Raw genomic sequence first — 17,115 nt, forward strand, 5'->3', positions numbered from 1 at the left:
CGATTATCCTGCTAAAGATTAAATTCAATTTAATCCGTTACAAATCATTTATTTAGTATCTTAGAAAGACTTAAAAACAGACCATTAGCACGCCAATGCCAAAACCACAGATACAACTGGAAAAGCCCGAACGCACCATGAGTCTCTCTGAGCTCTTCAGGGAAATCTGGGCCTTTGTACGTCCGTATCGCTTTCTGGTGCTGGCTACCCTGGTCCTTACCTTAATCGGATCGGTGATGGCTCAGGTTAACGCTTATATTCTACGTTATACTGTCGATGAAGTCACTGTGTTAGTAGAACAGCACGAACCTTTAAAAAAAGGCATGCACATGCTGTTTCTCATCAGTGGTATTTTACTGGGGAAAGAACTCATTTACGCTGCTATACAATACGGACAGAAATTCTTTGGCGAAAAGCTGCGTATTTACATTTCACGGGATTTCTCTCAGGCCGTAGTCGAGCGTATCCTGTCCTACCGCATGGCCTTTTATACCTCTTCGGAAAATGAAAGTGGAAAATTGCAGGCCAGAATAGATCTGGGCATTAGCAGCCTGACGCGACTGGTTCGGAATTTCTTTATCGATATTCTCCCGCTTTTCGCCAATGCCCTGATTGCCCTGATTGCCATGTTTTCAGCCAATTTCTGGATTGGTATGGTTAGTCTGGCCATTATCCCCATTTATTATTGGGTAAGTGTGGTTCAGGCACATAAACTCAGTGGTTTTAGACGCCGTATGCGGCATTACCGGGAAACCAAAAGCAATGTCATTATTAGTATTATTGATTCTATTTCTGTAATTAAATCCTTTACCCGCGAAGATCTGGAAGCCGAAAAACACGAAAAGATTCAGTATGACATTACCGAAAACCAGATGAAAACCCACCAGATTGGTTTTATGTTCGACAGTTTAAAAACCTTTCTTGAACAGTTTGGTGTTGTGCTTATTATTATCCTTACCGCCTATTTTGTTTTAAAAGGCACCATGAGTATAGGCATGATTATGTTCCATATTTTGCTGTTTAATAATGTCTCTGCTCCCATACGCCGACTGCATATGATTTACGACGAGGTGAACGACGCCCTTATTTATTCCGAAGCCTTTTTTAATATTCTTGATGCCGACGACGAACAGGAAACCTCAGGAAACTTCATGCCCGAAACCATAGTGGGCAATATTACTTTAAACCATGTGGACTTTAAATATCCTAACGGTACTAAAGCGTTACATGATGTTTCTATGGAAATTCCCGCCAATAAAATTACAGCCCTGGTAGGTTTAAGTGGTGCCGGAAAAAGTACAGTGGTAAACCTGCTTGATAAATTTTACAAGCCAACAACCGGAAGCATCACTCTGGACGGGGTTGATTTACAGGACTACAATACCGAATGGCTGCGCCAGCATATCGGACTTGTGCTTCAGAAAAACCATATTTTTAACGGCAGCATATCCGAAAATATCAGATATGGCGACGAAGACGCCACACAGGAAGCCATAGAACTTGCTACAAAAAAGGCTTACATCCACAACGATATTATGGCCCTGCCCCAGGGCTACGAATCTAAGGCCAAACTCCTATCCGGAGGACAACAACAGCGCATTTCCATAGCCCGCCTGTTTTTAAAGAACCCGCCTATTATCTTTTTAGACGAACCTACAGCCAGTCTGGATGCTGTAGCCACAGAACAAATAAAGAAAAGCCTCGATGCTATTAAACAGGGCCGTACAGTGATTATTATTTCGCACAGTATTTCGCAGATTATCGATGCCGAAAATGTGATTGTTTTAGACCATGGTCGGGTTATAGAACAAGGTACACACGACGAGCTGTACAAAAACCAATCCACCTATTACGAGATTTTTCAGGCGGCAGCTAACAGCCTAAACCTTGATAAAATTTCGGATACGTTGAATGAATAGAATTTCACATTAACAGTTAACTATTTCACTTTCATCTATTTGATTAATACAATAAAAAACTTAACTTCTTATTTAGAAAACACTGTTCCCCCCCCTTTTAAAACATAAACTGTTTTTTTAAGTGCATTGATATCTTCCAACGGATTGCCATCAACAATAAGGATATCCGCCTGTTTTCCAGGCTCAAGACTTCCTGTTTTTTTATCAAGACCGAGAATCTGGGCAGAACTTAATGTTGTAGCTTTAATAACCTCCAATACAGGAATTCCTCCTTTAACTAAATGAATCATTTCTGTTAACAACATAGCCCCCGGACCAAAGTTAGGACCTTTATCAGCTGTCCATGAAGTCCAATCTGTTCCAACAAGCATTTGTGCCCCCATAGCGTTCATCTCATTAAACCGTGACCCCGCCTCTTTTCTTTTTTTCACACCTTCAGTACGGAAGGCTTCCTTACTAGGTAAATAAAAAACAATATACGGAGTGATTGTTGTTGTATACGGCACATGATGCTTAGCTAAAATCTTTCCCATGTTTTTGGCTGTTTCTACTGAAAAAGGCATATTTGGCGCATGAACCAAACCATCTAATCCGTTTTCTACAGCTCTTTCTATAAACGACACTTCTGCGATATGGGCTACTGCCTGTTTGTATTCCTTATGAGCTTGTTGAATGATAGCTTCCTCTATATCATTAGGAAGTGATACGGGGTAAAGAATACTATCTGAAACAAACTTTATGAAATCCACCCCTTCTTTTGCCAACTGCTGTACCACAATTTTAGCTTCTTCAGGAGTACCAAGCTCACGTGTTACTAATTTGCGACATAACGGATTACCTTTGCAAACAGTGTTTGCAGGATGTCCTTCTTTATAAGTAAGCACCGGTCCACTGGTAAGAATACGTGGACCTTCCAGTTTTCCCGCATTAATCTGGTCTCTTACCTCTCCTATATAAGGCCAGGCATCCCCAGTAGATCGTACCGTGGTAATCCCATGCCGAAGAAATTCCTTCAATACATATGGTAAAGTATCTGATAAAAACACATTAAATGTTTCCAAATCTTTAGCCATGGGCACAGTTAAATGTACATGAGCATCTATTAACCCGGGCATTACTGTTTTTCCGGTAGCGTCTATTCTTTTTACTGTCGAGGATATTATCGGTTCCTGAGTCACAGAAAGAATACGTTCTCCATCTAGTGCAACTGTAGCTTGTTCCAACACCAAGCCATCTCCAATAATTACACGACCATTTTCTATAATTAACGTTGGCTCCTGACCATAAACGCTAAGTGATAAACAAAAACTAACGACAAAATAAAAACGAATAAAGTGAAGTGAAATCATGACTAGTACGTGTTAATAAATTCACAACGTGTTATAACCATTTCCAAAAAACAGCTAAAACACTACAAAACACTAATAATCAGTTCTTTATAAATTTAACTATTCCTAATAAATTAAACAAATATATTTCAAAATGAATGCTGTATCTTAAAATTACATCTTTCAGGCGGCGGCCAACAGTTTGAATCTCGATAAAATTTCGGATACTTTGAATGAGTAAAAAACACTCCTACCAAACACCAAGACACATAATACCTTCAAATTAAACCACATACCACTCCTCCATCACAAATTCATCAGATAAATCTTTTCAGACCTAAATAAAATACTATTTTTGCGCTCGTTTATAATCAGTCTAAATAAATATAATAATGAAACATTTACTATTTTGTATGTTTTTTATAAGTACTCTGGGACTTTATGCTCAGGATGCTTCAATCTTCGGAACCATTTCCGACGAAAACAACCAGCCAGTGCCTTATGCTACGGTTACCCTTGCAGGAACTACTAAAGGTGCTCAGGCTAACGCAGACGGATACTACCGCATAGAACAACTTGATGGTGGCCAGTATACACTACAGTTTTCTGGTATTGGTTACCTTAAAATATCTCAGAAAATTACCTTAACGGCCAATCAGAACCTAGAAGTTAACATCAGTTTGCAAACCGATTTAAAAGCTTTAAACGAAGTAGTTATTACCTCTAACCGTGTGCGCGAAACGCTGGATGAAGTACCATCTTCCGTATCAGTAATTTCAGCTAAAGAACTTGAAACCTTTCAGCAAACCAGTACCAACGTGGCCGATGTTTTACTCGAGGTTCCGGGAATGTCCTTAAGCACCAACCAGACCAGTAATACGGGACAAACCCTTAGAGGTAGAAAAATGTTGGTACTTATAGACGGTATTCCGCAGTCGACGCCTTTACGTAACGGAAGTCGCGATATTAACACGATAGACCCAAGTACCATAGAGCGTATAGAAGTTATTAAAGGCGCAACAGCCATTTATGGTAACGGTGCCGATGGTGGTATTGTCAACTATATTACCAAGAAAACCGATGCTGCCAAGCGTTTTAACAGTGAAACAGTTTTAGGTAGTACTGGAGCTTTAAAAATCATAGATAAAACCGTTGGAGCCAACATCTCTCAGACCTTCTCTGGTAATTTAGATAAATTAGGTTACGTGGTTAGCGGAACCTTCAGACAAACGGGGGTTTTCCGCGATGCAGACGGCGAAGTTGTTTCTCCGTATTACGGTATCGGTGAAACCGATCAGTACAGCTTATTTGGTAAATTAAACTACCAGATTGCAGACAACCACAAAGTAGAAGTTATGTACAACTACTTCAGCAGTAATCAGAACTCCGATTATGTGGCTCAGGTTGGTGAGTATGGTGTAACACCTTCTATTGGTATTTTAGGTGAAGACCTAAGTGTAGACCAGGGAAACCGTTACAACCACAATGCACAGTTAACCTACGACTTTACAAACATCTTTAAAAACACCGATTTTAAATTAAACCTGTACGCTCAGGATTTTAGAACGGTTTATGGATACACTGTAAGTTTTTACGATCCAGATTTAGGTTACGATGGTGGCCAGTCGTCTATCATCTCAACTAAAATGGGTGCCCGTTTTAACTTCAACACGACCTATGAGTTTGGTTCTGTAACAGGAAATATCTTATACGGTCTGGATGTATTAAACGATGTTACCGCTCAGGAATTAATAGATGGCCGACCTTGGGTACCGGAAACTGACATGACGAACATTGCACCTTACGCGCAGTTAAAAGCCATGTACAGCGATTTTGTAATTAAAGCCGGTATCCGTTTTGAGAACATAGGTATTCACATTCCGGATTACGTAACCCTTACACGTTATGCAGCAGGCGCAACTACGCCTAGCAGCGGTGGTGTTGCTGTAGAAGGTGGCGACTTAGACTATAACGCTACAACTTTTAATGTTGGATTACGTTATAACAAATGGGCTGTATTTAAGCCGTTTGTAAGTTTCTCACAAAGTTTCTCTATTGCTGATTTAGGACGTACATTACGTTCGGCGACAGAAAGTACGGTAAGTCAGATTAATTCTGATGCGGTAATTGCCAACAACTACGAAATAGGATTTAACAGCCGTATCGGGCAAACCAACTTCAGTGGAGCATATTTTATAAGTACCTCTAAGTTTGGAGCGACTTACACCGAATTACCAAGCGGTATATTCGAAATTGACCGTCAGCCGGAACGTGTTTACGGTTTTGAAATCGCTGCCGACACCCGATTATCTCAGCACTTTAACTTAGGAGGATCACTATCGTACACCGAAGGTAAATTAGATGTGGAAAATAATGACAATTACGACACCTATATGAACAGCGACCGTATTCCACCATTAAAAGGTGTGCTTTATTTAGGTTATAATTTAGGTTCTGACTTTAATGCTCGTATCTCTTACATCTATTCTGGTAACAGAGATCATTTTGAAGCTAACGCCAACGGAGATTATTCATACGGTCAGGGTCCTATTTCAAGCTTTAATCTGGTTAACTTAACAACCAGTTACAAAATGTCGCCATCTACTACTATTGGTCTGGGTATAGAAAACCTGCTAAACGAAGATTACTACAACCTGTTATCTCAATTTGCTGCCCGCGATAACGATTATATAAAAGCCAACGGTACGCGTTTTAATGTATCGCTTAAAGTGAAAATTTAAACCTACCAACACCATTAAAACATCCTGTAATTTATTTTACAGGATGTTTTTGTTTTAAGGGATTTATTCCCAATGTTTGCATTTTAATTGAAACGTGACTAACAGAAGCCTTTTAAAATATCATTCTTATTTCGGTTTAATAGCCGGGCTATTTCTTATCGTCTTAGGACTTACAGGAGCCATACTGGCTTTTAATGAAGATCTGGACGATATAACTTTTAAAGCCTATCGAACCGAAGATGCTTCTGCCACGATCTTACATTTAGATAAGGCAATACACACCGTACAACAGCAGTTTCCGGAATGGGAAACCAGAGTAGTCCATTTTCAACCCGGCGAATCCATCCTGTTTAATCTGCGTTTACCTGATGCCCGACGCTTTATATTTGTACATCCAGAAACGGGCAACATTATAGCCAACATCGATGCCAATACTACCGTTAGTAAATGGATTTTAAAACTCCACTACTCGTTTCATGCCGGACCTTATGGCAGGGTTCTGGTACTTATTATGGGCGTACTCTTTTTCCTTTCTCTAATAACCGGGCTTATATTATACCGCAAAGTCCTTGTAAAAACACTGTTATTTAAGGTAAAAATTAAACGATCGCACCGCCGTAACTTCTACTCCGCACTGCACCGCTATGTGGGGGTCTGGGCACTGCTCTTAAATTTAGTACTGGTAATTACCGGAACGGTTCTGGCTTATAAAGTCTCCAAATCGGGTTTACAAACACCTAAAATCCCTGATCCGCCACAACTGAGTATTTCGGTGGAAGGCGCTTTAAAACAGCTTGCTGCCAGCCATCCCGATTTTAATGCCAGCTATCTGCGATTACCTAAAACCCCGGGCGCAACGCTTACTGTAAATGGTACCTTTAACAACGACCCGTTTTATTACAGCAAGTATTTTAATAAAATTAGTATAGATGCCAATACCGGCACCATTACGGCAGTGACCAAGGTTGCAGAAACCCCGCTTCTTAATCGTCTGGATAGTATGGTATCGCCTCTGCACTTCGGGCAATATGGTGGTCTGGGCATAAAACTACTGTATTGTTTTGTAGGTTTATCCGGGCCGTTTCTATCGGTTAGCGGATTTATTATCTGGAATGCCAGGCGTAAAAAGACTAAAAAATAATATTTACGCCTTCTACTTCGCAAAAACTAATCTGTGGAAGCCTTTTTCTAAAGGGATTGTTCGTCTCTGGCTTGATGTAATATTTTATAAATCGAGTTTGTAAACCAAATATCGAATCAAACTTGGAGTAAAGCTTACCCGCTATTCTATGTATGTTAATAAGCATGCGAGTAAAATTGACCTTTTCCCTACTAGATAATGGTAAGATTTTTCTATTTTACTGGTGTAAATACAACAAGGATAAACTATTAGTGTGAACCAGATGTTGTATGTAATTAAAAATCATGAAACATATCATCATTATACCATTACTATTAATAAACTTAAATTTTGGGTTTTGTCAGGATTCAGGTTTGATACAAAAGCTGAATTCAACAATAGAAACTTACGAAAGAGTATATGGCTTTTCCGGTACTGTTAAAGTGGTAATACACAATAATAGCACCTTTGAGAAAAGCTACGGGTTTGCCAACAGAAGTTTCGAAATCAAGAATAATCCAAATACACGATTCTCGATAAATTCAATTTCAAAAACATTTACGGCTACGGCAATTTTAATTTTAGTCGAGGATGGCAGGATTGATATAAATACACCCATTTCAAAATATATCCCTGGCTTAAAAACTGGTTGGGCGGATAGTATTACCGTACATCATTTATTGACTCATACTTCGGGGCTTTCCAGAGAATCCGGAGTTCAACCACATGAAGCACTGACATTCCAGGAACAAATCGACATTATGGGGAAACAAACCCTTCTTTTTGCCCCAGGAGATCGGTACGAATATTCTAATGCTGGTATTACTTTATTAGGTGCAATTATTGAAAATGTTAGTGGTATGAGTTATAACGATTTTATTACCGAAAACATCATACAACCTTTAAAACTTAAAAATACAGGCTATTATAATGGTAGAAATGTTGTTTCAAACTTAGCAGTACCTTACCGAATAACTTCGAATGGATTAGAGTTTACTCAAAGAAGTAAGCATTATGGAGATAATGCCGGGGGTGGACTTTATTCTAATCCCTCAGATCTATTTGGGTTCGTTCAAGGCTTGGAAGACTACAAAATTCTTAGTAAAAAATATGTCGACATGATGTTTCAATCTCATGTACAAAGTGGTGAAAATGAATTTGAAGGCTATGCATGGAGCATTAAATATTTTGGAAATGAAAAAATACTTTTTGCTGCAGGTAGTGGTTATGGTACCAAGAGTGTCATTATTAGGATACCCGAATCCGGAGATTTCATTGGAATAACGACAAATTGGGGAAATACGCCTATACTTCAACTGTTACGGGATTTATATCTTACCATAAGAAATAAAGATATCGCATTACTATCTGAAGACAAGTTAGCTAATCCCACTGCTTTTAAGCGTCAAATTGGAACTTATATTTTCAATAAAGAAGAGCTCACCAAACACTTGGGTATTAAACGCACTAAAATCACATTACAAGAAGTTAACGGCCGTTTATTCTTAGATGATGAGCTACTGGCCGCAGATGGTAATATTTTGAAACTAACCTATACCAATGAATTGAAAATTGAATTTAACGGGGATAAAATGGTTATAAATATGAATGACAATATTATTGAGGGAATTAAAGAATAAAACACTACATAAGTGATAATGCGGGCAAAAGTGCTTAAAATAATGTAAATGAATATTAATAAACATAATGAAAAATTAAAAGCACTGGGCTTATACCAACCCGTTATGCCGCAAATACTAGTAAAAACACCGATGATACCCATTAAATTATTTACTGCCATAGTGCTATCGCTTATTTTAAATTCTTGCAATGGACAAAAAAGCAAGAAAGAGATATATCAATCTGTAAACCCGGAAAAGAAATTAGAAGATCATCAACCAAATACCTACAACAGAGAAAACGCTTTAATTTTTTCAGATCATAATAATCAAATAAGTCAGGTTGTAAGGACCATGTTTCAAGACAGCAAAGGGAATTTATGGTTTGGAACACAAGACGGTGCTTTTAGATTTTCAAACAACGTGCTTACTCATATAGACAGTATAAGAAGTGATTCAGGAAAAAACGTTACAATTAAAGATATTACCGAAGACACTAATGGAAAAATCTGGATGGCACATACGGATGGGATTAGCAGTATCGATGGCGTAAACGTAACAAATTATTACGAATCTGACGGATTAATAAGTAATGATGCGTGGTGTATTGCTGCTGATAAAAATGGCAGAATCTGGATTGGAACCAGCGATGGCCTGTGTGTTTTTAATGGCCAGAAGTTTACAAAATTTGAACTTCCCGAAGGTAAAACTGATACTACTTTTGCTATTTCAAGCACAAAAATGGTTCATAGTATATTCGAAGATAGTAAGGGCACATTATGGTTTAGTTCCAACGCCGGTTTGTTTTCATTCGCCGATAATGCGCTTATACATGTTTCTAAAAAAGCAGGAATTGAAACAAACTTTGTCAATGGCATATTCGAAGATCAAAAGGGAACATTATGGGTATCAACAAAAATCGGACTCTATAATTTAACTGATAATACGGCTGAAAATATAACTCATGGAAAAATTGAAACAGGAAAAGGCATAGGAAGTATAGCTGAAGACAAAGACAATAATTTATGGTTTGTTTCTAACCAACACTATTTATATACCTATAATGGCAATGAACTCATAGAATTTAAAAAATCAGCAGATAATAAAGGGCCGGCAGTTTTTCAAATATTTAAAGACCAGGATAATCGACTTTGGTTTGTTGGGTTTGGCGGTGCTTTTAGATTAGAAAAGGGTAAGTTTATTCATATAACTAAAAATGGTCCCTGGTAAAACATAAACTATAGAAAAACAAAGATGTATTACCTCAAATGAAAAAGATAGTATCATTTATTTTAATCGTGACTTCAGTAAACATATTTAATCTGGAATTAACTGCAATAAAGCTTCCTGCTCTACCTATGTTAATAAGCTTGTAATTAAAATTGACCTTTTTCCCTAGTAGTTAATTGTAAGATTTTTCTATTTTGCTGGTGTAAATATAACTGCGATAAACATATTAGTGTTATCCATATGTTGCCAATAATTTGAGAATGACAAAATCAAAAGTGAAATTATTAGTCGGAATTGGATTTCTGATTTTACTAATCGATATTTTACTTATGAAATATTGGGTTAGTAGCATTAAGCCTGACCCTACTATGTCTGTTGGAGTTGAATCTCACAGAATTGAAATATTCGGAGTGAACATTCTGATTGGAATTATTGCCTTCTTTATAAAAAAAAGACTTTCGATTTTATTTTTCGTTAACACAGTAGTTTGTTATTGGATATTCTCATTTTTCTGGAATTCATACTTGGAAAATAATCCTTACTCGCAAACTCAATATGATTTTAAAATTGAGAACAGAAATTTACGATTGGATATTTCAGAAAACCCAAATACTTACGGAATTTATGAATTAAACCCTAATCCGACTGATTCGCTTAAAATTTTAGAAATGGGAATGAATGAAAAAATCGGAGATAGTATTTTATTAAAAGTTTGGAATAGTGGAGAGTTTTATGATATGTACTTTTATAATAATAAACTAATTGGATTACCAGAAAGTCCGAATCCGATTGAACTGAATAAAAAAGAATAAAAACTACTGGCAACAACTTGTACGCAATAACGGCGAGAATTTTATACCGAAAATTCTCGCCTTTTTATTAACTTGATTGCGTCAGCGGAAAATACTCGCGCATTTTCCCGTTTCTGACGCTTACACAAAACCGTTATCATTAATTAGACAAACATGACCAAAACAATAATCTTTCTATTATTCTCCTTTTTATCACTTCATTCTTTTGGACAAAATGAAAAAGATATGTCCTTTAAATTTTCAATTGCACCTAAAATGCAAGAATCATTTGGAGGAACAGGTAAATTAGTGGTTTATATCACATTAAAAAATAACATACAACCAACAAGTCTTTCGGCAAATCAAGATAGTACTTGGGTATTTGGAATAAACATTAAGGATTGGAAAAAGGATCAGATATTAGAACTGGATGCTGGCTCCAAGTGGACATCTACAGCCAATTGGGAACTAAATAACATTCCTTTTGATAAATATTACCTCCAAGTGATGTGGGATGAATCTAAAATTGAAAATCGAACGGAACACCCTTATAGGATGTTCACCAAAGTTTTTGAGCGTACAAACGAAAGCGCTCCAATTATTCCAGCTGAATTTTTCGAAGGTAGAAGGATGTGGACATTAGAAGAACATGAACTCATACAGATGTTTTCAATAGAAAGTAAAGTGCTTTCTAAATGGTGGGATAAACCAATCAACATAAACACTGCTGTACTACTCCCGTCTGGTTATGCCGACAATCCTTCAAAGAAATATCCTGTTTGCTATAACATTGGGGGATATGGCAGCAGATATACGCGAGTTAATCAAATTGTTAGAGATTCAACGTTAAATGAGTGGTGGATATCAAAAGATGCTCCACAAATCATTACCGTGTTTCTTGATGGTTATGGTCAGTTTGGTGATTCTTACCAAATAAATTCTGCAAACAATGGCCCATATGGTTCAGCATTGATTGAGGAACTAATTCCTGCAATTGACAAAACATATAGAACCGAAGGGACTTCAGATACTCGCTATACTGCCGGTTGTTCAACTGGAGGATGGGTTTCATTGGCTCTACAATTATATTATCCTGAACATTTTGGTGGTTGTTTTTCTTATAGCGCTGATGCCGTATCGTTCTATAAAATGCAACTTATAAATATCTATGAAAATACAAATGCCTTTTACAATAACAATTCTATTGAGCGCCCAAGTAAAAGGAATACGATGGGAGAACCTGAATTTACTATTAAGAAAGAGGTTCAAACTGAAAACGTTGAGGGATATACAGATTCCTATATCACCTCTCGAAATCAATGGGGAGGCTGGAATGCCGTCTACAGTCCAAAAGACACTAACGGTTTGCCAAAACCAATCTTTGATCCAATTACAGGGGAAATAGACTCCTCGGTTGCAGAATATTGGAAGAAATATGATTTATTAATGTATGCTAAAGAAAATTGGCCTGAATTAGGTACAAAGATTCAAGGGAAAATTCATATTTGGATGGGAGATATGGATAATTATTATTTGAATAATGCTATGCGCGATTTTGATGAATTTTTACAATCCACGACTAATCCCAAGTCTGATGCTGAAATAGTTTTCTCTCCTACTTGTGGGCACTGTGAGAACTATTCTATAAGAACTTATTTAGAGGCCATTCAAAAACAAATGATAACAAAACCTAAACTGCATTAAAACGCAGTTTAGCCAAAACGTTGGCCTCCATTAAAAGAAACGACATGAGAACAGTTCTAATTTTACTTCTAAGTTTTATTACGACAGGACAGGTTTTTGCCGACTGCGCAGGCGATGGACTTTGTAGATGCTAAAAAATTTCCCGGAGCAGTGACCTTAATCGCTAAAAATGGAAAAATTATTTACGAATCGGAAGTGGGATGGTCAGACTCATTACGAAGAACACCGTATCGCAAAAATCACCTATTCAGACTGGCTTCCATGACCAAGCCTATAGTATCTGTAGCCATAATGCAACTAGTGGAGAGCGGAAAAATACAACTAGACGATCCTGTTTATAAATATATTCCTTCCTTCAAAGATACTGGTATTATTACCAGTTATAAGCCAGAAGATACAACATGGACCAGTAGCCCGGCAAATACTCCTATTACCATTCATCATCTTCTCACTCATACTTCAGGCATTACTTATGGCGAAAAGCTTGATTTAGTCTGGGGTTCGACAGACTTTTCAGCAATATATTTAAAACTTGGCCGTGTACCTGCAGCTAATACATGTGAGTCGGGTAAAACTCTTGAAGAATCCATGGACAAACTAGGCAGGGCTCCCATTACTTTTGAGCCGGGAACCCAGTGGCAATACGGATTAAATACAGATGTTTTAGGACGCGTGGTCGAAGTTGCTTCAGGTATACAATTAAATGATTATATCCGAGAAAACATTACCAATCCATTGGAAATAGAAAAGCTCGACTTTTACTTTCCCGATTCACTATCGCAAGATTTGGTGAAGCCTTACCTAACAACCCCCGATGGCACATTCATAGAATGGAAAACCCGGTTTGAACATTTAAAACCCGATTACCCTGTTCAAAAAGAACAATACTATTTTTCAGGTGGTAGCGGAATGACAGGTACTGCCAGAGATTATTACCTGTTTTGCCAGGCCATGCTGAATAATGGAAACTTGAGAAACGTAAAACTCCTGAAACCGGAAACAGCACAACTCATGCACATCAATCAGATTGATACCGTCTCTTTTCCCTGGTGGCCGGCTAAATTTGGTTATGGATTTGCCGTTTCCAAAGGACATTCTGTATTCCCCGACGGGACGTATACCTGGGGCGGCGCTTTTGGCACAGAATTCTGGATAGATCCAAAAAACGATTTGATTGTTATTCAGTTGAGACAGGTATTTGATTCTCCTTACAATAACAACATGAATACCAGACTAAAAGAAATTATTTACGGGGCTCTTATTAAAAACTAACCATCTTGTAAGTGATTAGACTACTCTAGCAACAAAGCAATGGTCTTTCTACTACAAACCTGATAACTCATCTTTAAAAAACGGCGCTCTTCAGGCTGAAACTTTTAAATTTCGTATATCTTTAGTTTCTGTATGATATTCCGAGAAGCACATAAAGCCGATATACCCCAGATGCAAGTTGTACGCAACGCCGTAACCGAAAACACCTTGTCCAACCCCGATTTCGTAACAGATGAAGATTGTCTGGAATTTATTGCGCTACGGGGCAAAGGCTGGGTTTGCGAGCAGAACAATCGCATCGTTGGTTTTGCCATTGCAGATTTAAAAGCCCATAACATCTGGGCGCTGTTTGTACATCCAGATTTCGATAAACAGGGTATTGGCAGAACATTACACGACCAGATGTTACACTGGTATTTTAGTCAGACCCGCGAAACCGTATGGCTGAGCACAGCTCCTGACACCAGAGCCGAACAGTTTTATCGCATTGCAGGCTGGACAGAAATAGGGAGGCACAGTAAAAATGAACTAAAATTTGAAATGACCTATGATATCTGGAAGCTTAAAAACCCACACGATGCGTAAACAAATGCTACTCACCCTGTTCGTCCTTATTGGAATCAGTCAACTACGGTCTCAAAATACAGATCCCATCATAATCGGCACAAAACACGTGTTACGGTCAGAAATTCTTAATGAAGACCGCAGCTACTATATTAGTCTTCCGCAGTCGTATAACACCAAAAACGCTGCACATAAACGTTATCCCCTACTTATAGTACTGGATGGAAATTCACACTTTAAATCGATTTCCGGCATGGTAGACTATATGAGTGCGGAGATGTACAGAACCATGAAAATCCCTGAAATGATTGTGGTTGGCATTCAGAATGTAGACCGAAGACGGGACTACACTCCGGACAAAATTATTACCACCAGAGCCAATAATTCGGGTGGTGGCGATCGTTTTCTGAGCTTTTTGGAAACTGAACTTTTACCAGAATTGGATAAAACTTACAGAACGACACCGTATCGTCTGCTGTTTGGGCACTCTTTAGGAGGCCTGCTAAGCACCCATGCCTATATGAAAGAAAACACTGATTTTAATGCGTTTCTGGCTATCGACCCCAGTTTTGGAACCTGGGATTCGGAAACCATGGATAAAAAGTTAAAGCTTCTGCCTGAACAGGCTTTTAAGAGATACATTTACATCGCGACGGCCAACTGGGGAAAACGGAATATCAGAAACCGAGATCGACATGTCCGATTCTATGAATCCTTACGCAGTAAATGCAGTGGTGAACTGCCGGGCAGACTGGAATACTTCGAAAACGAGAACCATAGCTCGGTGCCACTTATTGCATTTCACAATGGTATTTCTGCCGTATTTGAAGGCTATGGCATTTCTTATCGCGATGTTGAAAGCAAAACACAACTCCTTCAACACTTTCAAAATTTATCTAACAGACTGTCGTATGATTTCAGTCCTCCGGAATATCTGGTAAACCAGATTGGATACACTATGCTGCGCAGCGAAAATCCCGCGTATATCAATAAGGCTCTTGATTTTTTTATCCTCAACACAGAAAATTACCCGGACTCTGCAAACGCCTTTGACAGTCTGGGAGACGCTTATGACATCACGGGAGATAAAGAAAACGCCATTAAAAATTATAAAACAGCGCTACGCTTAAATCCAGATCTGGAGCACGCCAAAATGAAACTAATGGAATTAGAATAGATGCACTTCGTCATTTTTCACATTAAAACCTTATTTAATACCATGTAGTCACTCCCGTAATCGCAAAGTTCCTTTTCTATATTGAAGGAAACCAATAGATTAAGTTTGAACAGTAAGACGCCTAAAATTATCTCCCACAGAACCCAACAACTATTTAACCTATTGATTTTCATTATTTTAAACAAAAAAAAATCTTAACTTTACAATTAACTTCCTGAGTACTAATCGTTTTCAACATCTGCTTCAACATCGTATTGAATTTAACCGCGTTTAATTACAATAAACGGGTAAGCCATGAAACGATTATTCCATACTATTTCATTGTCCCTTATGGCCATAGCCATAATGATTCTCCTAATCTCCTGTCATTCAAAAAACGACAGGCTTATCCCCCAGCCTGACGCGGCCCAGTATTTTAAAACCGGCACCAATATTCCCTTGCCCGATGCAAGGTTTCAGATAACAGAACAACGTATAGCTCGTGGAGCCTATCTGGCCAATGGCATTTTACAATGTTTTTCCTGCCATTCTAATTTCTATAAATCAGAACCCGGCGATTCCCTGTTTGAAGCCCGAAAAGGTGCAGGTGTTAGTATGATGAAAAAAACGGATTCCCTTTGGTTATACTCCATGAATATTACGCCGGATACCCTCACTGGCATTGGAAGTTACTCCGATGCCGAAGTTGCTACGGCCATAAGAAAAGGCATTGGTAAAGACGGCAGAAAACTGGCTAGAATGCCGGTTTACGATTATATGCAGTTAACGAACGAAGATCTGGTATCGGTTGTCGTGTACCTTAAAACACTAAATCCTGTTAACAAAACAATCCCCAAAAGAAAACTAACCCAAAGCATGGAGGATAGAATAGAATCTGATCCCTTCCGTCAGGTAACAGATACCCTGCTCCCCGAACCCGATATGAACAATCCGCTTGAAAGAGGAAAGTATCTGGTAAATATAGGACACTGTCTTACCTGTCATACCAACTGGGAAGGTCGCAGCCAATTTTTTTATGCCGGAGGTTTATCCATTGGCACCAGAGAAGGTAACGTATACTCTACCAATATCACATCAGACAGCAGTGGCATTGGTAGCTGGACCAAACAGGATTTTATAGACGTTATTAAAACCGGAAAAAGCGGCACTTTAAGTAAAGTAATGCCCTGGAAATATTTTCAGATTATGACCGATGAAGATCTTGGGGCTATATATCAGGCCTTAAAAAGCACACCTCCTGTGAAACATCTTGTGGCTAATGGCGTTGAACCCACCTATTGCGAAGTCTGCCACACCAAACACGGCCTGGGAGCTGCTAATACATCCGCCGACATAAAGTCGGTAAACGGATTACCTTGGGAGGACATTTCGGGAACATACAAAAGTATTTTAAATGCAGATACTGTAAATATTGATAAAAAAGGAGATACGTTTATCACCACTATTTTTGGTAACGAAGTCAAACTAATTCCTATTGCTGAAAATTATTATAGTATGGGCATGTATGCGCCAATCCGCTTTACAAAAACAGGGACTGAAATTACGGGATTTCAATTTGACGATTTAAGTAATAATTTTTACAAAAAAACACATAAGTCTAAATCAGAAAATCAATAGATTGTATCTAAAATCACGTCAGGATAATTGATA

At 38.2% G+C, this 17,115-nt stretch carries 12 protein-coding genes; 11 read left to right on the forward strand and 1 reads right to left on the reverse strand.

The window, feature by feature from the left end; translation table 11 throughout:
* Window positions 1-137: 137 nt before the first annotated feature.
* Window positions 138-1,919: an ABC transporter ATP-binding protein gene (locus I3217_RS04140; protein WP_435048560.1), complete on the forward strand. Its 1,782-nt coding sequence runs from the start codon at window positions 138-140 to the stop codon at window positions 1,917-1,919.
* Window positions 1,920-1,987: 68 nt separating this feature from the next.
* On the opposite strand, the gene I3217_RS04145 is transcribed toward I3217_RS04140, so the two are convergent.
* Entirely contained in the window at window positions 1,988-3,268 is a 1,281-nt protein-coding gene (locus tag I3217_RS04145; protein WP_435048468.1) for an amidohydrolase family protein, read from the reverse strand.
* A gap of 371 nt (window positions 3,269-3,639) precedes the next feature.
* Here I3217_RS04145 and I3217_RS04150 point away from each other — a divergent pair, with 371 nt between their 5' ends.
* The 10 genes from I3217_RS04150 (at window position 3,640) to I3217_RS04195 (ending at window position 17,082) form a co-directional block, all read left to right on the forward strand.
* Window positions 3,640-5,988, forward strand: coding sequence for a TonB-dependent receptor (locus tag I3217_RS04150; protein ID WP_435048469.1), 2,349 nt, complete (start codon window positions 3,640-3,642; stop codon window positions 5,986-5,988).
* 94 nt (window positions 5,989-6,082) lie between these two features.
* Complete coding sequence (locus tag I3217_RS04155; RefSeq protein ID WP_435048470.1) at window positions 6,083-7,129, forward strand: PepSY-associated TM helix domain-containing protein; 1,047 nt, start codon at window positions 6,083-6,085, stop codon at window positions 7,127-7,129.
* 284 nt (window positions 7,130-7,413) lie between these two features.
* The gene (locus I3217_RS04160; RefSeq protein ID WP_435048471.1) at window positions 7,414-8,748 is read left to right on the forward strand and encodes a serine hydrolase domain-containing protein; all 1,335 of its coding nucleotides are present in this window, start codon (window positions 7,414-7,416) and stop codon (window positions 8,746-8,748) included.
* Window positions 8,749-8,796: 48 nt separating this feature from the next.
* Window positions 8,797-9,957, forward strand: a complete 1,161-nt coding sequence (locus I3217_RS04165; protein WP_435048472.1) for a ligand-binding sensor domain-containing protein — start codon at window positions 8,797-8,799, stop codon at window positions 9,955-9,957.
* Between the two features lie 260 nt (window positions 9,958-10,217).
* Window positions 10,218-10,769 carry a hypothetical protein gene (locus I3217_RS04170; protein WP_435048473.1) on the forward strand — a complete coding sequence of 184 codons (552 nt, stop codon included), beginning with the start codon at window positions 10,218-10,220 and terminating at the stop codon, window positions 10,767-10,769.
* A 153-nt stretch (window positions 10,770-10,922) separates the two neighbouring features.
* Window positions 10,923-12,452, forward strand: coding sequence for an alpha/beta hydrolase (locus I3217_RS04175; RefSeq protein WP_435048474.1), 1,530 nt, complete (start codon window positions 10,923-10,925; stop codon window positions 12,450-12,452).
* A 96-nt stretch (window positions 12,453-12,548) separates the two neighbouring features.
* Window positions 12,549-13,724 (forward strand): serine hydrolase domain-containing protein, encoded by a 1,176-nt coding sequence (locus tag I3217_RS04180; RefSeq protein ID WP_435048475.1) that lies wholly within the window; start codon window positions 12,549-12,551, stop codon window positions 13,722-13,724.
* Window positions 13,725-13,895: 171 nt separating this feature from the next.
* Window positions 13,896-14,309 carry a GNAT family N-acetyltransferase gene (locus tag I3217_RS04185; protein WP_435048476.1) on the forward strand — a complete coding sequence of 138 codons (414 nt, stop codon included), beginning with the start codon at window positions 13,896-13,898 and terminating at the stop codon, window positions 14,307-14,309.
* Window positions 14,302-15,465: an alpha/beta hydrolase-fold protein gene (locus I3217_RS04190; protein ID WP_435048477.1), complete on the forward strand. Its 1,164-nt coding sequence runs from the start codon at window positions 14,302-14,304 to the stop codon at window positions 15,463-15,465. The genes I3217_RS04185 and I3217_RS04190 overlap by 8 nt, the downstream gene beginning before the upstream one ends.
* Window positions 15,466-15,759: 294 nt before the next feature.
* Window positions 15,760-17,082 carry a hypothetical protein gene (locus tag I3217_RS04195; protein ID WP_435048478.1) on the forward strand — a complete coding sequence of 441 codons (1,323 nt, stop codon included), beginning with the start codon at window positions 15,760-15,762 and terminating at the stop codon, window positions 17,080-17,082.
* Window positions 17,083-17,115 lie beyond the last annotated feature (33 nt).

It is taken from the genome of Formosa sp. S-31 (genome assembly GCF_051172795.1).
Classification (GTDB): domain Bacteria; phylum Bacteroidota; class Bacteroidia; order Flavobacteriales; family Flavobacteriaceae; genus Formosa.